Here is a 15,137-nt window from a genome sequence, read left to right on the forward strand (position 1 = left end):
CAGCTATAGGGGAAGGTTTTGCCGATAGTCTTTCAGCGCATGGTCAAGTCGTCGGCAAAACCCACCCCTTGGATCTAGGACAAAAAGTAATTACACAACTGTTTGGATGGCAACATTGCGATCAATTGATTCTTTAAGAGCGCGAACGGTCGCAATCATCGAAACCACATCGCTCAGTTGGTTAACTGCGGAACCAACACCAACCCCCGATGCACCAGCCGCGATCGCCATTGGAGCAGTGATATTGCTCAAGCCAGATGCACAAAGAACAGGGATAGAAACTGCGCGGCTAATGGCATGAGCCGCCGCAAGGGTTGGTGAAGCTTTTTCGATCGCCCCAAGGATACCAGCATGAACTGGAGCCGAGCTTGTACCACCTTCAGTTTGAATAATGTCCGCACCGATCGCTTCGAGCTTCTCCGCGAGGGTAACTTGCTCATCAAGGGGTAAGGTGTGGGGAACAGTGACAGAAATCGCGGTGTGGGGCAGTAAGGCTCTAGTTTCTGTGGTCAAAGCAATAATTTCATCGGCAGTAAATACACGACCTTGAGCATAGAAGCTATCGTAGTTACCGATTTCGACGAGATCAGCACCATGAGCTACCGCTTCTACTAGTTTGCTTGCTTCAACTGCTGATACACAAATGGGCAAAGAGCAATTAGCCTTGGCGATCGCAATTAATTCTGTATCAGCCGCGATATCCACAAATGTTGCACCACCGCGATCGGCTGCTTGCACGACCATTTTCACGGAGTTGCGATCGAAGTTTTGAATACCACTAATGATCTTGAGCGCGTTGCGGTGGCTAAAAGCAGTGAGTAACGAAATAGGTAAACGAGACATAATCTTTGTCATCCTAATAGACTGAATATTTAGATGTAGAACTACTTTAACGCGATTTTGCGTAATACCAATTCACCTTATTTAATTACGAATTATACCAATTCACAAAAGAGTGGCAACACTTTTGTGAATTGAAAACCAGACCCAGCAAGGGTTTTAAAAGCACAAAATAGCTACGCCATTTTGTGCCTTGGTATTACAGCGCTATTGCGTAAGTCCTACTCCCTTTCCTCAAGGATTAGCGGCGCGAAGCGCCGCACTGCTAATCCTTGAGTGGGAACGAAGTAACTGTTTATACTAGTGGTTGGAAGCAAATATTCTCTAACCTCAGAGCCATATGGATACGATTCAGCAACCCCGATCCAAGATCGGTGCATTTGACAAACTGCGAAAAGCTTCAGAATTTACGATCGCGGGAGTTGAGGATTCGATTCCGTTGCGGGTATTAGTCCAAATCTTTGTGTTTATTAGTATTGGGGCTATGGACTCCGTCGCAAGTTCAGGGAATAGTGCTTGGGCAATCCCTCTCAGCGCGATCGCAGGAGTCTGGGCATGGTACGCAAGGCGCAAGCGCAATGTCATTGTAAAACTATTCATTGCGATCGCCATGATTGCGATGTTAGTTGTATTTCTGCGCGATCTGGTACGAAATGCCGATGAAACTAGATTGCTACTAGCGCGATTGTTAATCCAGTTGCAGGTTTTGCATAGCTTTGACTTACCGCGCCGCAAAGACTTGGGCTATTCGATTGTGATCGGATTAATCTTGATGGCTTTAGCCGCCACCCTCAGTCAAACAATGGTGTTTGCCCTATGGTTAATTGCTTTTTTATTGTTAGGGATTCCAATTTTATTGCTTGATCACCGATCTCGTTTAGGCGTTCCCACCAAAAGTTTTCAGCCAGAGAAAATGGGGATTTCTCTATTGCCCTTATCGGGACTATTGGCGATCGTGTTGGTGTTAGGCTTAACAATTTTTGCCTTTTTACCTCGCCTTCCAGGTTTTCAGCTACGCAACTTTCCTGTCAGTGTCAATCTTTCAGTAGAAAGAGATGTGCCTAGAGGTGACATCCTAACGAGACAACAACAAAACCAGCAACAGTCTGGCAATGGCACTAGCCCCAATGGCACTGGAGGAACAGGGAACAATAACGATTTAGAAACCTTGCCTCCATTATTTGCACCTGAAATTGACACAGTTTCTGGCTCTCAGCAAAGTAAGCAGCGTCAACCTGAATTAGTGATGCGGGTGCGATCGCAAGCGGAGCTATTCTGGCGCGTGATGGCCTATGACGAATTTACAGGTAAGGGCTGGCGGATTTCGCGCAATGATCCCACCCAAATTCGCACAGTGCGCCGTAATCCCTTCAATTACGAGTTTTTTGTAGCTCAACAGCCCCATGCATCCATTGGTATCAAAAAACCACTCCAACCCATAGCTAGCCAAGATGTAGTCCAAACCTATACCATTACATCACCAAATTTTCCTAACCTTGTACCTGCCGCTTCTGTGCCAAAACAGGTCTTTTTTCCTAGTGAAGAGCTAGATATCGATCCAGAGGGGATGATTCGCGGCCCAGGGCCTTTGCCTGAAGATCTTACCTATACGGTAATTTCCAATGTGGTGGCTCGTAATGTCCAACAATTACGACAACTGCCCAACGAATATCCAAGCTCAGTTCGTAACTATTATTTACAAGTTCCTGCTAATTTATCTCCTGATGTACGGAATCAGGCTCTCAGTCTAGTTGCTAATGCTAAAGCCAAGGATGGCAAGCCGATCGCTTTGGATAATCCCTACGATGTCGTGGTACAGATTGCCCAAAGCGTCAAACAAAACTACGAAATTAAACCTCTAAAATTTGATGAGTCTAAGGGCGATCTCGTATCTCAGTTTATTGAGCAGGGTGGTGGTGAAGAGAGCCATTTTGTCTCAACAATGGCGGTCATGTTGCGATCGCTAGGAATTCCGACTCGCTATGTAGTTGGCTTTGCCCCCGGAAAATTCAACCCGTTTACAGGGCTGTATGAGGTGCAGAACATTGATACCCAGTCCTTAGTCGAAGTTTACTTCCCTGTCTATGGTTGGATTGCCTTTGATCCCATCCCAAATCGTCCCCTGTTTCCGCCATCGCTGGAAAACAACCGCACCTTTGGCGTGATGCAGACCTTTTGGAGTTGGATCGCCCAATTTTTACCCAGTTCAGTGACGAGCTTTTTTGCAGCCCTATTTGAAAGTATCGGTAATTTTTTGGGTGGGGTGATGAATTGGCTGATCGATATGGGCTGGATTGGATTTGCCTTTGGTTTAGCGATCGCCTTTGGTATTGGTATTGGTGGCTGGGCGTTGTGGCAATTGGCAATCTGGTGGTGGCAACGGCAACGCTTGCAAAAAATGCCGATCCCGCAGCGTACTTATCAACAAATGTTGCAATGGCTATCGGAGCAGGGCAAACCAAAATCGTCTTACCAAACTCCTCAAGAATATGTAACTAGTCTCAGCGATCGCGTCTCTGAGAAACAAGCCGATGCGATCGCCAAAATTACGCAGATCTATCAAGATTGGCGTTATGGCGATCGGGGGATCGGCTATAACTTAGCCACAGAATTAAAAATGCTGCTCAAGCAGCTAAAAGCCAAAATATAACCCAAAAGTAGAGTTGCGGCGCGAAGCGCCGCAACTCTACTTTTGGGTTTTGATTGTGAAGATTTGTGATTTTATTACAAATTCTTGGCGCATTCACCGCTTTTGGTAGACTAGATGGCGAATATATTAAATTTTTTATTTTAATTATGAGTGTAGTTAGTCAAGTTTTAGAAAGAGCCGACGAAGAACTCCGTTATCCCAGCATTTCTGAGTTACAAAGTGTGCAGAACTTTCTCGCCACGGGCGCTCAAAGGGTACGCATTGCCACAACCTTGGCAGAAAGCGAAGACAAAATCGTCAAGAAAGCCACCGAAGAACTATTTAGAATTCATCCTGATTACATCTCCCCAGGTGGTAATGCCTATGGTCAAAAGCAACGTAACCAGTGCTTGAGAGACTTCACATGGTACATCCGCCTCACTACCTATGGGGTTTTGGCAGGTGATAAAGATCCGATCGAAAAAATCGGCATCATCGGTGTCCGTGAAATGTACAACTCCCTCGGTGTGCCTTTAGTTGGTATGGCTGATGCAGTGCGCTGCCTCAAGAATGCATCTTTAGCATTACTCAGCAGAGATGATGCTGCTACCACTGAGCCTTACTTTGACTACATCATTCAAGCAATGTCTTAGAAATTAGAAGGGGGCGCAGAGCGCCCCCTTCTAATTTTATTAATGTCTTAACGCTTAGAAGGGGGGGGCGCAGAGCGCCCCCCTTCTAAATTTATTAATGAATTTGTAATTCTAAAAATTCGCGAATGCGTTTGATTTGAAAATCACGGGCATAGTCTAATACTTGATTGGCAAAGGGGCTAAAAGTAGCATCAGTTGCTTGTAAAAGTGTGACTTCATCCTGAATTGCCAGAACATCACCCATGCGGGCAAGTTGCAGTAATTTTTCGAGTGTATGGTTGGGTGGTGGGATGAGAGGTTGAGCGATCGCCTCAGCCTTGTCATTGGCAACATCTATGACATTAGGATCATGAGTATGTGCATCTTCGTATTGCCATTCCAAATTGAGTAGCGATCGCATCGTATAGAACAAAGCATCTGGGTCAACGGGCTTCGCTATGAAATCATTGCACCCAACCGCAATACTAAGATTGCGATCTTGATTGAAGGCACTCGCCGAAACCATGACGATCGCGGTTTTTTGAAACATTGGCAACTGACGCAACTGCTTTGTGGTTTCATGTCCGTCCAGTTGTGGCATCACCATGTCCAACAAAATTAAATCTGGCTCAAATATCTGCGCTTGAGTAATGCAGTCATAACCATCGACTGCTTCAGCCACAATAAATCCAAGAGGCGTTAATAAATCACTTAATACCATCCGATTTTCAGTCTTATCATCGACAATCAAAATCTTGCGGCGGTCTCCTAAGTAGCCCATAATAGAACGACTATCGAGCATTACATGGGGAACGTGATTAGGAACTTCGGTTAACTCTATTTCAAACCAGAAAGTACTACCCTCATTTAAGCGGCTCTCCACATGCAGTTGTCCCCCCATCATCTCCACAAGTTTTTGGCAAATTGGTAAGCCTAAACCAGTGCCAGAGTATCGCCGAGCGCGATCGCCTACTTGCTGGAATGGTAAAAAGATATCGTCTAACTTATCAGGATCAATGCCCACGCCCGTATCGGCGATCTCAAAACGGACTTTATGTTTATTACTGGATTCGAGGGGCTGAGTGCTGACGGTTAGAGAGACATTACCGCGATCGGTAAATTTAACAGCATTCCCAAATAGATTAATTAACACTTGGCGCAATCGCTTTTCATCGCCATACATCGTAGTCGGCAATGCTGTCAGTGGTTGATAGATTAACTGAACATCCTTAGCCCCTACTGGCAATTGGAACATATCCGTAATATTTTGCAGCAACTTCGGTAAATCAAATTCACTCGGATTGAGTTCTAGCTTCTTAGCTTCAATTTTAGAAAGATCGAGAATGTCATTAAGCAAAGTCAGTAAATGCTCACCACTACGTTGAATGATCTCTAAACCAGCTTTATGTTTATCAGGATCATAACTACGTTTGAGAATTTGAGCATAGCCAAGAATTCCATTCAGGGGAGTACGTAACTCATGACTCATATTCGCCAGAAAATCGCTCTTAGCCCGATTTGCCATATCGGCAACTTCTTTAGCAGATTGCAGTTCCTTTTCGGCTTGCTTGCGATCAGTAATATCTGTTCCTACCGATAGAATTTCAATTAACTGTCCCTGATCGTTATAGATCGGCTTATTCGACCAAGTTACCCAGACCCGCCGCCCATCTTTACAAATATTCTCATTCTCGTTGAGTTGATATTTCTCAGGAGCGCAACATATTTCAGAAATCATGTTTCGCAGATCTTCGCCTGATACATCTCTAGCAGAGACAAATGTATCTAATATGTATGTACCGATAATTTCTTCTAATCGATAGCCAAAAAACTTCAATCCATAATCATTTAAGAAACAAATCCGACCCTGCGTATCCCATCGGAGAATAATACAGTTGGCTGATTCCACCAGATCGCGATATTTCTTTTCACTCTGTTTGATATTTTCTTCGATAATCTTGCGATCGCTAATATCTTTGACTGCATAAATCGCAAAAACCTTACCACCAAATTCAATGGTTTCTGAAGAGATCAGCCCCGTAAATCTCTTGCCACCCTTGGTTACAAAATTCGCTTCGTAGTTAAATACCCTTCCTTCAACCTCTAAAATCGCTAACATGCGATCGCGTTCTTCTAAATTAACCCAAAGATTTAAATCAGAAGGAGCAGCCCCAATCGCTTCTTCGCGAGTATAGCCTGTGATTTCTGACCACTTATTATTGACATCAATATGTTTATAGGTTTCATTGGAGAGCAAAGCCATACCATCAGGACTAGAACGAAATGCTTTAGCAAATTTCTCTTCGGACTCTCTCAAAGCAGCTTCAGTGATTTCATGTTCCAAGATTTCCTGCTGTAATGCATAGGTACGTTCATCAACTTTCTCCATGAGAAGCTGTGAATATTCCTCTAGTCTGGTATGAGACCTTTTCATCTGGCGACTCATCTGATTAAAGGAATTTGCCAATATTGCTAATTCCTTAATTACACAGGAGTCTTCCACCTTTTGATCGAGATTACCATTGGCGATCGATTGACTAGCCTGACTAAGTTGAGTGATCGGACGACTGATGCGACGAGCGGCAATAATTCCCAAGACGGCATTCAAAACAAGGGCAATTAGACATAGCATACCTGTGGATATTGTATTTTCTTTAATCTGCAGCATAAAATCAGAAGCAGGCACAGCCACAACAATCTGCCAATTCAATCCACTTAAACCAGAGTCATCACGCAGTTTCCCAACTTGAATAAAGTATTTCTCACCCTCAAACTTGATCATTGACTGTTGTATCTCATCACTATTCTTTACAGGCTGTGATTTGAGCCATTCTGCTACAGTACGAGTTAATTTATCTTGGCTTTGGTTTGCGAAAATACGCTCTGACTTATGACCTAATGCCGAGGTTTCTACATCCAAATTAGAAGTTGCTACCAATTTGCCTGAAGGTTCAATAATTAATGTTTGCCCATGCTCACTAACCTTTGTTTCCTGTAAAAACTGATTGATATCACCCAATAGCATCGATACACCCAAAACCCCCTGTAGCTCACCATCGTCTTGAAATAGCGGCTTAATTGCGGTGATCGCAGATTTCTCGGCAATCGAATCTGTATATACTTCAGTCCAAATACTTTGTCTAGTTTCCACTACAGTTTGATACCAAGGGCGATCGCTCAAATTAAAGCTGTTTTTTGCCATCAATAATATTTGCGGTCTGCCGAATTTATCGGTCATAAAAGTCGAATTAGAATTTTCCAGAGCAAATCCATCTTTAATTCGTCTTGCACCAAAGTATTTGCCAGAAGCCGTAGCAACGTAAATATTACTAATGCGCGGAAAGCTTTGTAGTTGCTTCCAAAAATGATTTTGGACTTTCTCTCCATCACTAGGATCGATTTGGGCTAACTGAATGCTATTGGCATTAAGTTGATTGAGAGTAGAGGGAAGCTCTAAATAGGATCGTAAACGGTCTTGAACTTGCTCAGTAACTTTACGATGGAACTGATTGGCAAGAAGAAGAATCGCCTGATGTCCATTCCGAAAAGATAACCATCCAATCAATCCAACAATGCCAAAGGTATTTAACAGAAATGGCACTGTTATCAGTAAGCTTAGAGGAATTCTCAAGCCTTTACATTCACAAAGATTTATTTGCGTAGGGATGAATCCTGTTGACGCAGTGCTGATTACTTTAGTAGATAGAGGATTGATCTGTTTGGTCATGGACTTAGTGTTCTGCGTTATTCCTGAGCTTTAATCAAATCCAAGTCTTCTCAAAGCGATTTTACGATTTTGCCAGACCTGTGGTTCTTGTGGTGATATTTGAATTGCGTGATCGTAGGCGGCGATCGCCTCTTCGAGCATTCCTAGCCCACTGAGCGCATTGCCTCGGTTATACCAAGCAAAATGGTCGTCAGGATTGATCTCTAGCGCACGGTCATGACTAGCGATCGCCTCTTCATAAAGATCTAGCTTACTCAGTACCAGCCCACGATTATTCCATGCATAATAATCATCGGGACGAATTTCTAAAGCCTTATCGTAACTGGCGATCGCTTCCGTGTAATTTCCCCATTGCTCCAGAGCTTTGGCGCGGCTATACCAAATTTGATGATCACGCGGCTTATACTCTAGAGCGCGATCATAACTTGCCACTGCCTCTCCATATTTGCCGATACTTTCTAGAGCATAGGCTCGGCTGAACCACCCCTGTACGTAGTCGGGTCTAATGGCTAGAGCCTTTTCACAATGCTCGATCGCTTCCTCATATTTACCGAGAACACTGTAAACCAGACCTTTTCCTCCATAGGAATAATAATAATCAGGTTTATGTTTAAGAGCAAGATTATAACTATCTATCGCTTCTTCGTAACGACCTAACATACTTAGGGAAGTACCCAGATTGTGCAATGCGGCATAAAAATCTTCTTTATAGGCGATCGCCTGACGGTAATTCTGCACGGCTTCTTCGTGATGACTAGATAGGTCCAATGCAACTGCACGGTTATACCAAGCCAAATGATTATCGCCCCGAATCTGTAATGCGAGATCGCAATTGGCGATCGCCTCTTGACAACGATTACCTGCAACCAATAAACCACCTTGCTCTAGTAATAGCTCAATACGGCGTTCCGAAATTAGGGGCTGAGCCGCAATTAGCTTTTGCAGATCCTCATACTTGAGATCGCGTTCTTCCTCACTAATTTGAGCATAGGCTTCATAGCGATCGTCACTGACCCAGCGAAAAGCCTCTTGCCGCATCAACTCCATATCAGTGGGAAACTCAAATACCTCAACAGTTTCATCAAAAAATTCGGGATAGCTATCGATAAAAAACTTCAGTGCAAATAAAGGCAGTAAAAACACAAAACAAATCGGGAAATTCTCTTTGAGCTTAGATTTCAATAGGATCAGATGGGCAAGGGGGCGAGGCAGATGAGTTAGCTTTTCTACCAATGTTTGATCGTCTAAGTCCTCAACTTTCTTTTCTAAGAACTCTTCGATACCTGTGACAAACAATAGGTTTGCTGTATGTAAATCTGGCTCATTGGCAAACATTTCATAAAAATCAGCGATCGGGCGATCGAGCCTTAATACACGAATTGTTTGGCTCTCTGCATCAGCTCGTACCCTTTTAATTATCTGCTCTCCCTCCGCAGGCGAACAACGCACAAACAGCATTCCAAAATCTTGCTTGTTTCTGAGTAAACCCACTAGAGTCTGATATTCTGTCTCTGGATTTTTTAGAGCGTCCTTATCCCAAGTGTTTCCAGTGTATTGCATGGTTCTCCCATTTGACCGAATACTCAAACTAATCATACCAAAAAAGATTAGAGGCGGCGCTAAGCGCTACCTCTAATACCAACGTACAAAATGGCGTAGCCATTTTGTACGTTGAAAACCCTTACTGGGTTTGTTTTTTAATTCCCAAAAGTGTGGCCACACTTTCGGGAATTGGTATGATCAACAATTGTCGTTATAAAAATCGGTTTTTTGAAAGCCCGCCGTTGGCAGGCTTTCAAAAAACCGATTTTAGTGTTTCCAGCGCCTTCGGCGCTGGAAACACTAAAATCGGTTTCATAATGAAAATTGCTGACCTCTAATCATAAGAGTGTTGGCACGCTTGGCGATAAGTCGCTGTAAAACATAAAAACCAAAGGCGAATTGCGGCGCTTTGCGCCGCAATTCGCCTTTGGTTTTGGGACTGCTATAACATAGAGATCTAGCGCAGGTTCTACCTGCGCTACTCTCTTGAACAATCAAATCTTACAAAAATTTCATGAACGATCGCTTAATTCGCGCCCTCACCGCCGACGGCAGAGTCCGTGTCATTGGCGTGAATATTACCCAATCCCTTAATGAAGCTCATCGTCGCCATCATTTATCAGCAGTCGCTACCGCCTCACTCGGTCGAGCTATGGGAGCAAGCTTACTGCTTGCTTCAAATATGAAGCAACCTCAAGCCAGAGTAAATGTCAGAGTGGCTGGGGATGGCGGACTAGGGTTAGTCTACGCTGATGCTGGATTTGATGGGACAGTGCGCGGCTTTGTCACCAATCCTCAATTTACATTGCCCCCCCTTGCCGATGGTCAACAAAATGTCAGTCAAGGCGTTGGGCAAACAGGTTTTTTTAAAGTTATGCGTGACGTTGGCTATGGCGAACCCTATAGCAGCACCGTGGAGCTAATTGCAGGTGATATTGCCAATGATGTGGCTTGGTACTTGGCTTCTTCTGAGCAAACTTATTCCAAGCTCATGCTGACGGAAGTAATCGATCAAGATCATAGCGAGAATCCCGTCAAGGTAGCCGCAGGAATTTTACTGCAAATCATGCCCATGGCAACCCTGCGGGCGGCAAAGACCGCGAACCTCTCTCAAGAAGATTTACTGCTCCAACTAGAAGCAAAAAGTGATCCACAAAATTTCATGGATTTGCTACTTCAAGACAAAGCGATCGAAGAGGTAATGACAGAAATCTTTGCTGATATGCATCTAGATATTTTGCCAATGACTAAAGATGTCAAATTTCATTGCCCTTGCTCCCTCGATCGCATGTTAGCGGCGATGAAAATGTTTGGCGAAGAAGATTTGCGATCGATGATCGCTGAGGACAAGGGCGCAGAAGCAACTTGTCATTTCTGTGGTGAGGTGTATCACGCTAGTACTGAGCAGTTAAATAATTTACTTGCAGATTTACAGGTAGCAAAAGCCTAACTAATAAGAAGTCTCGCTACGCGAGACTTCTTGTTAGTTAGGCTTTATGGTAACTTCACTTCTAGACGCTTCTCGATAAATTTGCATAATCCCTAAAAACTATGACAGTTAACGCACAAATTGGCATTATTGGTGGCAGTGGACTCTACAAAATGTCTGCCCTGACTGATATTCAAGAAATCAACATCGATACTCCCTTTGGAAAAACTTCAGATGCATTTATCTATGGCAAATTATCAGGGACACCAGTAGTATTTCTGGCTAGACATGGGCGATCGCACCATTTACTACCCACCGAAGTCCCCTATCGCGCCAATATCTATGCCCTCAAAAGTCTTGGCGTAGAGTACATCATCTCCGCCTCAGCCGTTGGCTCGTTGCAGGAATATGCCCGTCCCCTTGATATCGTGCTACCCGATCAATTTATCGATCGCACCACTAACCGCACTTCCACATTTTTTGGTGAAGGGATTGTCGCCCACGTCGCTTTTGGCGAACCAATTTGCAAATCACTGTTATCTGTTGTCTCCTCTGCGGCGGAATCAATCGACTTAGGGCGCAACAAAGTCCATAAAGGTGGAATTTATCTGTGCATGGAGGGGCCAGCCTTCTCGACTAAAGCTGAATCTTTGCTCTATCGCAGTTGGGGCGCTAAGGTAATTGGCATGACCAATCTTACTGAAGCCAAGCTTGCCCGTGAAGCGGAAATTGCCTATGCGACGATCGCCTTGGTTACCGATTATGATTGCTGGCATGACGATCATGAAAGCGTAACCGTAGAAATGATCATCCAAAATTTACAAAAAAATGCCTTGAATGCTCAAGCCGTAATTCAAAACGCAGTGGCAAAAATTGCCGTGAATCCGCCTAAATCTGAAGCTCATCATGCTCTGAAGACTTCGATCTTGACGGATTTAAGTAAAGTATCTGATGCTAGCCGCGATCGCTTAAAAGTGATTTTGCAGAAGTATCTCTAAAGCTTACCAACGGTAAATTTTATGAGCGAATCAATTAAGGCAACTCGTGCAACTATAGCGATCGGGGATTTATCCATTGATGCCTTTATGCTGCCCGATGGTAGTTATCGAATGTCTCTTAGCCAAGCTGCTGAATGTATTGGTAAACCAGCTAGAAGCACTTTCGATTTTTTGCAATCAAAGACCTTCAAACGCTTGTTAGGTGAAGTACAAGGCACTTTCGATTTTTTGCCTAACGACTTCCCTGATGACTATAAACCAGAAAACTTTACTGTTGAAATTGGTGAAGCTATTTCCCAAGGACAGACTCGCATTAGGGGGCTGCCTTTGGAATTAGTAGCACTTTATTGGGCTTGGGAAAGCTTTCGCGGTAATCGTTCTGCCTTAATGATGATAGTTACTCTAACTAGTGAATCCCTAGAACGTCGTTTTGACAATGCTTTTGGGATTATACGCACTGAACAAGAACGAAATGATCGCTTATCTCAAATAAATCAGCAATTGGAAAAGGCTCTTGCTATTTTGGGTGAAGGGTTCGCGCTAGATGATGATGTCCGTCGTGAGCGTGATTATTTTGAGTCCGTGCTTAGACAAAATGGGATCGATCCCTATAGTTTACCCAGTAGTGATCGCCAGATCTAAACCTAGAATCGAGTGGCGGCGCTTCTCGCCGCCACTCGATATTATTTTGCCCAAAGTATCTCTAACAAAAAAGCCTCGCTAAGCGAGGCTTTTTTGTTAGAGATACTTTTTTAAGAGCCAAGCCCTTTAACTGTCTCAAAGAAAAATCTAGCGTTATCTTCGGGCGTAGTGGATAAAATGCCATGACCAAGGTTCATGATGTGACCCTTGTTACCAGCCTTGGCAACAACTTCTAAAATACGTTCGCGAATATAGCTCTGCTCAGCAAACAGAACACAAGGATCGAGATTACCTTGGACAGGAATATCATGACCAAGGCGATCGCGGGCATCGGCAAGATCCACAGTCCAGTCAACGCTGACGATATCCACACCAGACTTAGGCATTAGGTCAAGTACACCCGCACTGCCGCTAATGTAAAGAATCATGGGCGTGTTGGGATATTTTGCCTTGACCTTATCTACCACCATCTTTTGGTAGGGCAGCGCAAAGGTTTTATAATCCGTTGGGCAAAGATGTCCAGCCCAAGAATCAAACATTTGTACGACTTGAGCGCCGCACTCGATCTGATGAATTACATAAGTGCCGATCATTTCGGCAATCTTGGTCAAAAAGCTATGGATGATCGCTGGCTCTTTGTAAGCCATAGCCTTAATCGTAGAATAATCCTTAGAGCCTTTACCCTCAACAGAATAGGCAGCTAATGTCCAAGGTGCGCCCACAAATCCAAGAATTGTCGCTTGATCTTTAACTTCTTCTTTAATCGCGCTTAAAATCTTACGAATGAAGGGAACAGCAGTATCGGGATCAAACTCAGTTAACGCATCAACTTGGGCTTGAGTGCGAATTGGGGACTCAATAATTGGTCCTCTGCTTTCGATGATGTCAAAGTTAATGCCGATACCTGTGAGGGGAGTAAGGATATCGGAGAACATAATCACGCCATCGGGTTGAAAGGCGCGAAATGGTTGCAAAGAAATTTCGGCGGCGAGTTCAGGGATTTCCGATCGCTCTCTAAATGTTGGATATTTGTCGCGCAAATCACGATACACCTTCATGTATCTTCCTGCTTGACGCATCATCCATACTGGTGGACGATCCAGTACTTCACCTCTTGCTGCCCTTAGCAAGCGATCATTTCCTCCCATAATCAACTCTTTCCTGTGTTTTAAAACTTTTTTATAATTGTGCTTTTGAATTATAGAACGTCAAGTACCAGACGCTAACGCTTTGCCTGCTTGGCTAAGTCGTTAGTTTGGTAACGGACAAAGGTTGATCGCCGCACCGTATCTCAGAATGGGGCATCAGGCAATGATCAAACTTAGGCTTTATTTAATTGCTAATTACAATTCGATTACTTATACTTTCTTTAAGATATGTTATTAATACTTAAGCTATGAATACTTTACGAAGTACAAACCAAGTAAAAGTTTTGGCTAACCAATAGCTAGGTTTAAAAACTGTGACTAACGAAGGGGCAAATTTGACAAAGGATACTGATGTGGTGGCAGATACGACATCAGCTCCAGCATTGAAAGAAATTGAGGCAGGTTCGCCCCTAAAAACAATCGTGGCGATCGCAGTTACTTTTGCGATCATGGCGATCGCTATCTTTTTTTGGATATTCAGTCCACCGCTCGATCAATATACACAGTCAGTTTTAAATCTTTCAGGCGATCCTGTACAGGGACGCTCAATTTTTGTGATGAATTGCGTAGCATGTCATGGGCAATGGGCTAATGGCAAAGTTGGACCCAGCTTGCATGGTGTATCCGATCGCAAGTCCGATGCGCGTCTAATCCAACAGGTTGTCAGTGGTGAAACTCCACCCATGCCACAGTTTCAACCAAGTCCTCAAGATATGGCAGATTTGTTGAGCTATCTCAAGCAATTATAAAAAGAGCGGCGCTTCGCGCCGCTCTTTTTATAATTGGATTTGCAGCAATTCGCCAATCCCTTTTTCGGCGACATCGAGCATTTGATTAAGCTGCGATCGCGAAAATGTATCCGATTCGCCAGTGCCTTGCACCTCGATCAGCTTGCCAGTGCTGTCCATAACCACATTGAGATCAACACTTACAGCGACATCTTCTTTGTAATTTAAGTCCAAAATGGGGACACCATCCAATAAACCCACAGACACAGCCGCAACAGCATTACGAATTGGCGATCTGGTGATTTTACCTTCAGAGAGTAAGCGATCGCAAGCTGCTTTGAGAGCCACAAATCCGCCTGTGATTCCACCCGTGCGCGTGCCACCATCAGCTTGCAACACATCAATATCAACAGTAAAAGTGTAATTGGCGATCGCGGTCATATCTAGCGCGGCTCTCAAACTACGCCCAATTAACCTTTGGATTTCTTGAGTACGTCCTGATAGTTTCATAAATTCCCGTTGTTGACGCGGAATTGTCGATGCAGGCATCATCCGATATTCTGCTGTTAGCCAACCTTGATTACTCCCAATCAGGAATTTAGGTACACCTTCTTCGATGGAAACTGTACAGATCAATTGGGTGTCGCCAAATTTTGCCAACACTGAACCCGCAGGAGCTTGGGTAAATGGATGCTGCAAGTGCACTGGGCGCAGTTGATCCCAAGCTCTACCATCGGGACGTTGGATAATCGGCAAATCACTCATGATCACGGTTTGACTGTTTTTAAAATCGATCCAATCATATATCAAGCCCTTGCTTCT

11 protein-coding genes are annotated in these 15,137 nt (G+C 44.0%); 6 read left to right on the forward strand and 5 right to left on the reverse strand.

Going from position 1 to position 15,137, the window contains the following annotated elements:
- Positions 1–90: 90 nt before the first annotated feature.
- Positions 91–843, reverse strand: coding sequence for a DUF561 domain-containing protein (locus VB775_RS03720; protein ID WP_281006308.1), 753 nt, complete (start codon positions 841–843; stop codon positions 91–93).
- Between the two features lie 337 nt (positions 844–1,180).
- On the opposite strand from VB775_RS03720, the gene VB775_RS03725 reads away from it, so the two are divergent.
- Positions 1,181–3,490, forward strand: coding sequence for a transglutaminase TgpA family protein (locus VB775_RS03725; RefSeq protein WP_281006309.1), 2,310 nt, complete (start codon positions 1,181–1,183; stop codon positions 3,488–3,490).
- Between the two features lie 146 nt (positions 3,491–3,636).
- Entirely contained in the window at positions 3,637–4,122 is a 486-nt protein-coding gene (gene apcD / locus VB775_RS03730) for an allophycocyanin subunit alpha-B (protein WP_281009429.1), read from the forward strand.
- A gap of 94 nt (positions 4,123–4,216) precedes the next feature.
- Here the strand turns inward: apcD and VB775_RS03735 are convergent, their stop codons facing one another.
- Both VB775_RS03735 and VB775_RS03740 read right to left on the reverse strand, forming a co-directional pair.
- Complete coding sequence (locus VB775_RS03735) at positions 4,217–7,828, reverse strand: PAS domain S-box protein (RefSeq protein WP_281006310.1); 3,612 nt, start codon at positions 7,826–7,828, stop codon at positions 4,217–4,219.
- A 30-nt stretch (positions 7,829–7,858) separates the two neighbouring features.
- A complete protein-coding gene (locus VB775_RS03740; RefSeq protein WP_281006311.1) occupies positions 7,859–9,388 on the reverse strand; it encodes a tetratricopeptide repeat protein in 1,530 nt (509 codons plus the stop codon).
- Between the two features lie 496 nt (positions 9,389–9,884).
- On the opposite strand from VB775_RS03740, the gene hslO reads away from it, so the two are divergent.
- The 3 genes from hslO to VB775_RS03755 all read left to right on the forward strand — a co-directional run bounded on the left by hslO (position 9,885) and on the right by VB775_RS03755 (position 12,439).
- Positions 9,885–10,820: an Hsp33 family molecular chaperone HslO gene (gene hslO / locus VB775_RS03745; RefSeq protein ID WP_281006312.1), complete on the forward strand. Its 936-nt coding sequence runs from the start codon at positions 9,885–9,887 to the stop codon at positions 10,818–10,820.
- 101 nt (positions 10,821–10,921) lie between these two features.
- Positions 10,922–11,797: an S-methyl-5'-thioadenosine phosphorylase gene (locus VB775_RS03750; protein ID WP_281006313.1), complete on the forward strand. Its 876-nt coding sequence runs from the start codon at positions 10,922–10,924 to the stop codon at positions 11,795–11,797.
- A gap of 21 nt (positions 11,798–11,818) precedes the next feature.
- A complete protein-coding gene (locus tag VB775_RS03755; RefSeq protein ID WP_281006314.1) occupies positions 11,819–12,439 on the forward strand; it encodes a hypothetical protein in 621 nt (206 codons plus the stop codon).
- 110 nt (positions 12,440–12,549) lie between these two features.
- Here the strand turns inward: VB775_RS03755 and hemE are convergent, their stop codons facing one another.
- On the reverse strand, positions 12,550–13,587 hold the full coding sequence (hemE, locus tag VB775_RS03760) for a uroporphyrinogen decarboxylase (protein ID WP_281006315.1): 1,038 nt from the start codon (positions 13,585–13,587) through the stop codon (positions 12,550–12,552).
- A gap of 314 nt (positions 13,588–13,901) precedes the next feature.
- Between hemE and VB775_RS03765 the strand changes: the two genes are divergently transcribed.
- Positions 13,902–14,336, forward strand: a complete 435-nt coding sequence (locus tag VB775_RS03765) for a c-type cytochrome (RefSeq protein WP_281006316.1) — start codon at positions 13,902–13,904, stop codon at positions 14,334–14,336.
- 27 nt (positions 14,337–14,363) lie between these two features.
- Here VB775_RS03765 and rph read toward each other — a convergent pair whose 3' ends face one another.
- Positions 14,364–15,080 carry a ribonuclease PH gene (rph, locus tag VB775_RS03770; protein ID WP_281006317.1) on the reverse strand — a complete coding sequence of 239 codons (717 nt, stop codon included), beginning with the start codon at positions 15,078–15,080 and terminating at the stop codon, positions 14,364–14,366.
- Positions 15,081–15,137: the final 57 nt, after the last annotated feature.

Origin of the sequence: Pseudanabaena sp. CCNP1317 (assembly GCF_034931345.1) — a bacterium.
Taxonomy (GTDB): Bacteria; Cyanobacteriota; Cyanobacteriia; order Pseudanabaenales; family Pseudanabaenaceae; genus Pseudanabaena; species Pseudanabaena galeata.

What these genes read in the sequence shown, in the direction of transcription:
- VB775_RS03720 (WP_281006308.1), bottom strand. Translation starts at nt 843, where the DNA reads ATGTCTCGTTTACCTATTTCGTTACTCACTGCTTTTAGCCACCGCAAC.
- VB775_RS03725 (WP_281006309.1), top strand. Translation starts at nt 1,181, where the DNA reads ATGGATACGATTCAGCAACCCCGATCCAAGATCGGTGCATTTGACAAA.
- apcD (WP_281009429.1), top strand. Translation starts at nt 3,637, where the DNA reads ATGAGTGTAGTTAGTCAAGTTTTAGAAAGAGCCGACGAAGAACTCCGT.
- VB775_RS03735 (WP_281006310.1), bottom strand. Translation starts at nt 7,828, where the DNA reads ATGACCAAACAGATCAATCCTCTATCTACTAAAGTAATCAGCACTGCG.
- VB775_RS03740 (WP_281006311.1), bottom strand. Translation starts at nt 9,388, where the DNA reads ATGCAATACACTGGAAACACTTGGGATAAGGACGCTCTAAAAAATCCA.
- hslO (WP_281006312.1), top strand. Translation starts at nt 9,885, where the DNA reads ATGAACGATCGCTTAATTCGCGCCCTCACCGCCGACGGCAGAGTCCGT.
- VB775_RS03750 (WP_281006313.1), top strand. Translation starts at nt 10,922, where the DNA reads ATGACAGTTAACGCACAAATTGGCATTATTGGTGGCAGTGGACTCTAC.
- VB775_RS03755 (WP_281006314.1), top strand. Translation starts at nt 11,819, where the DNA reads ATGAGCGAATCAATTAAGGCAACTCGTGCAACTATAGCGATCGGGGAT.
- hemE (WP_281006315.1), bottom strand. Translation starts at nt 13,587, where the DNA reads ATGGGAGGAAATGATCGCTTGCTAAGGGCAGCAAGAGGTGAAGTACTG.
- rph (WP_281006317.1), bottom strand. Translation starts at nt 15,080, where the DNA reads ATGAGTGATTTGCCGATTATCCAACGTCCCGATGGTAGAGCTTGGGAT.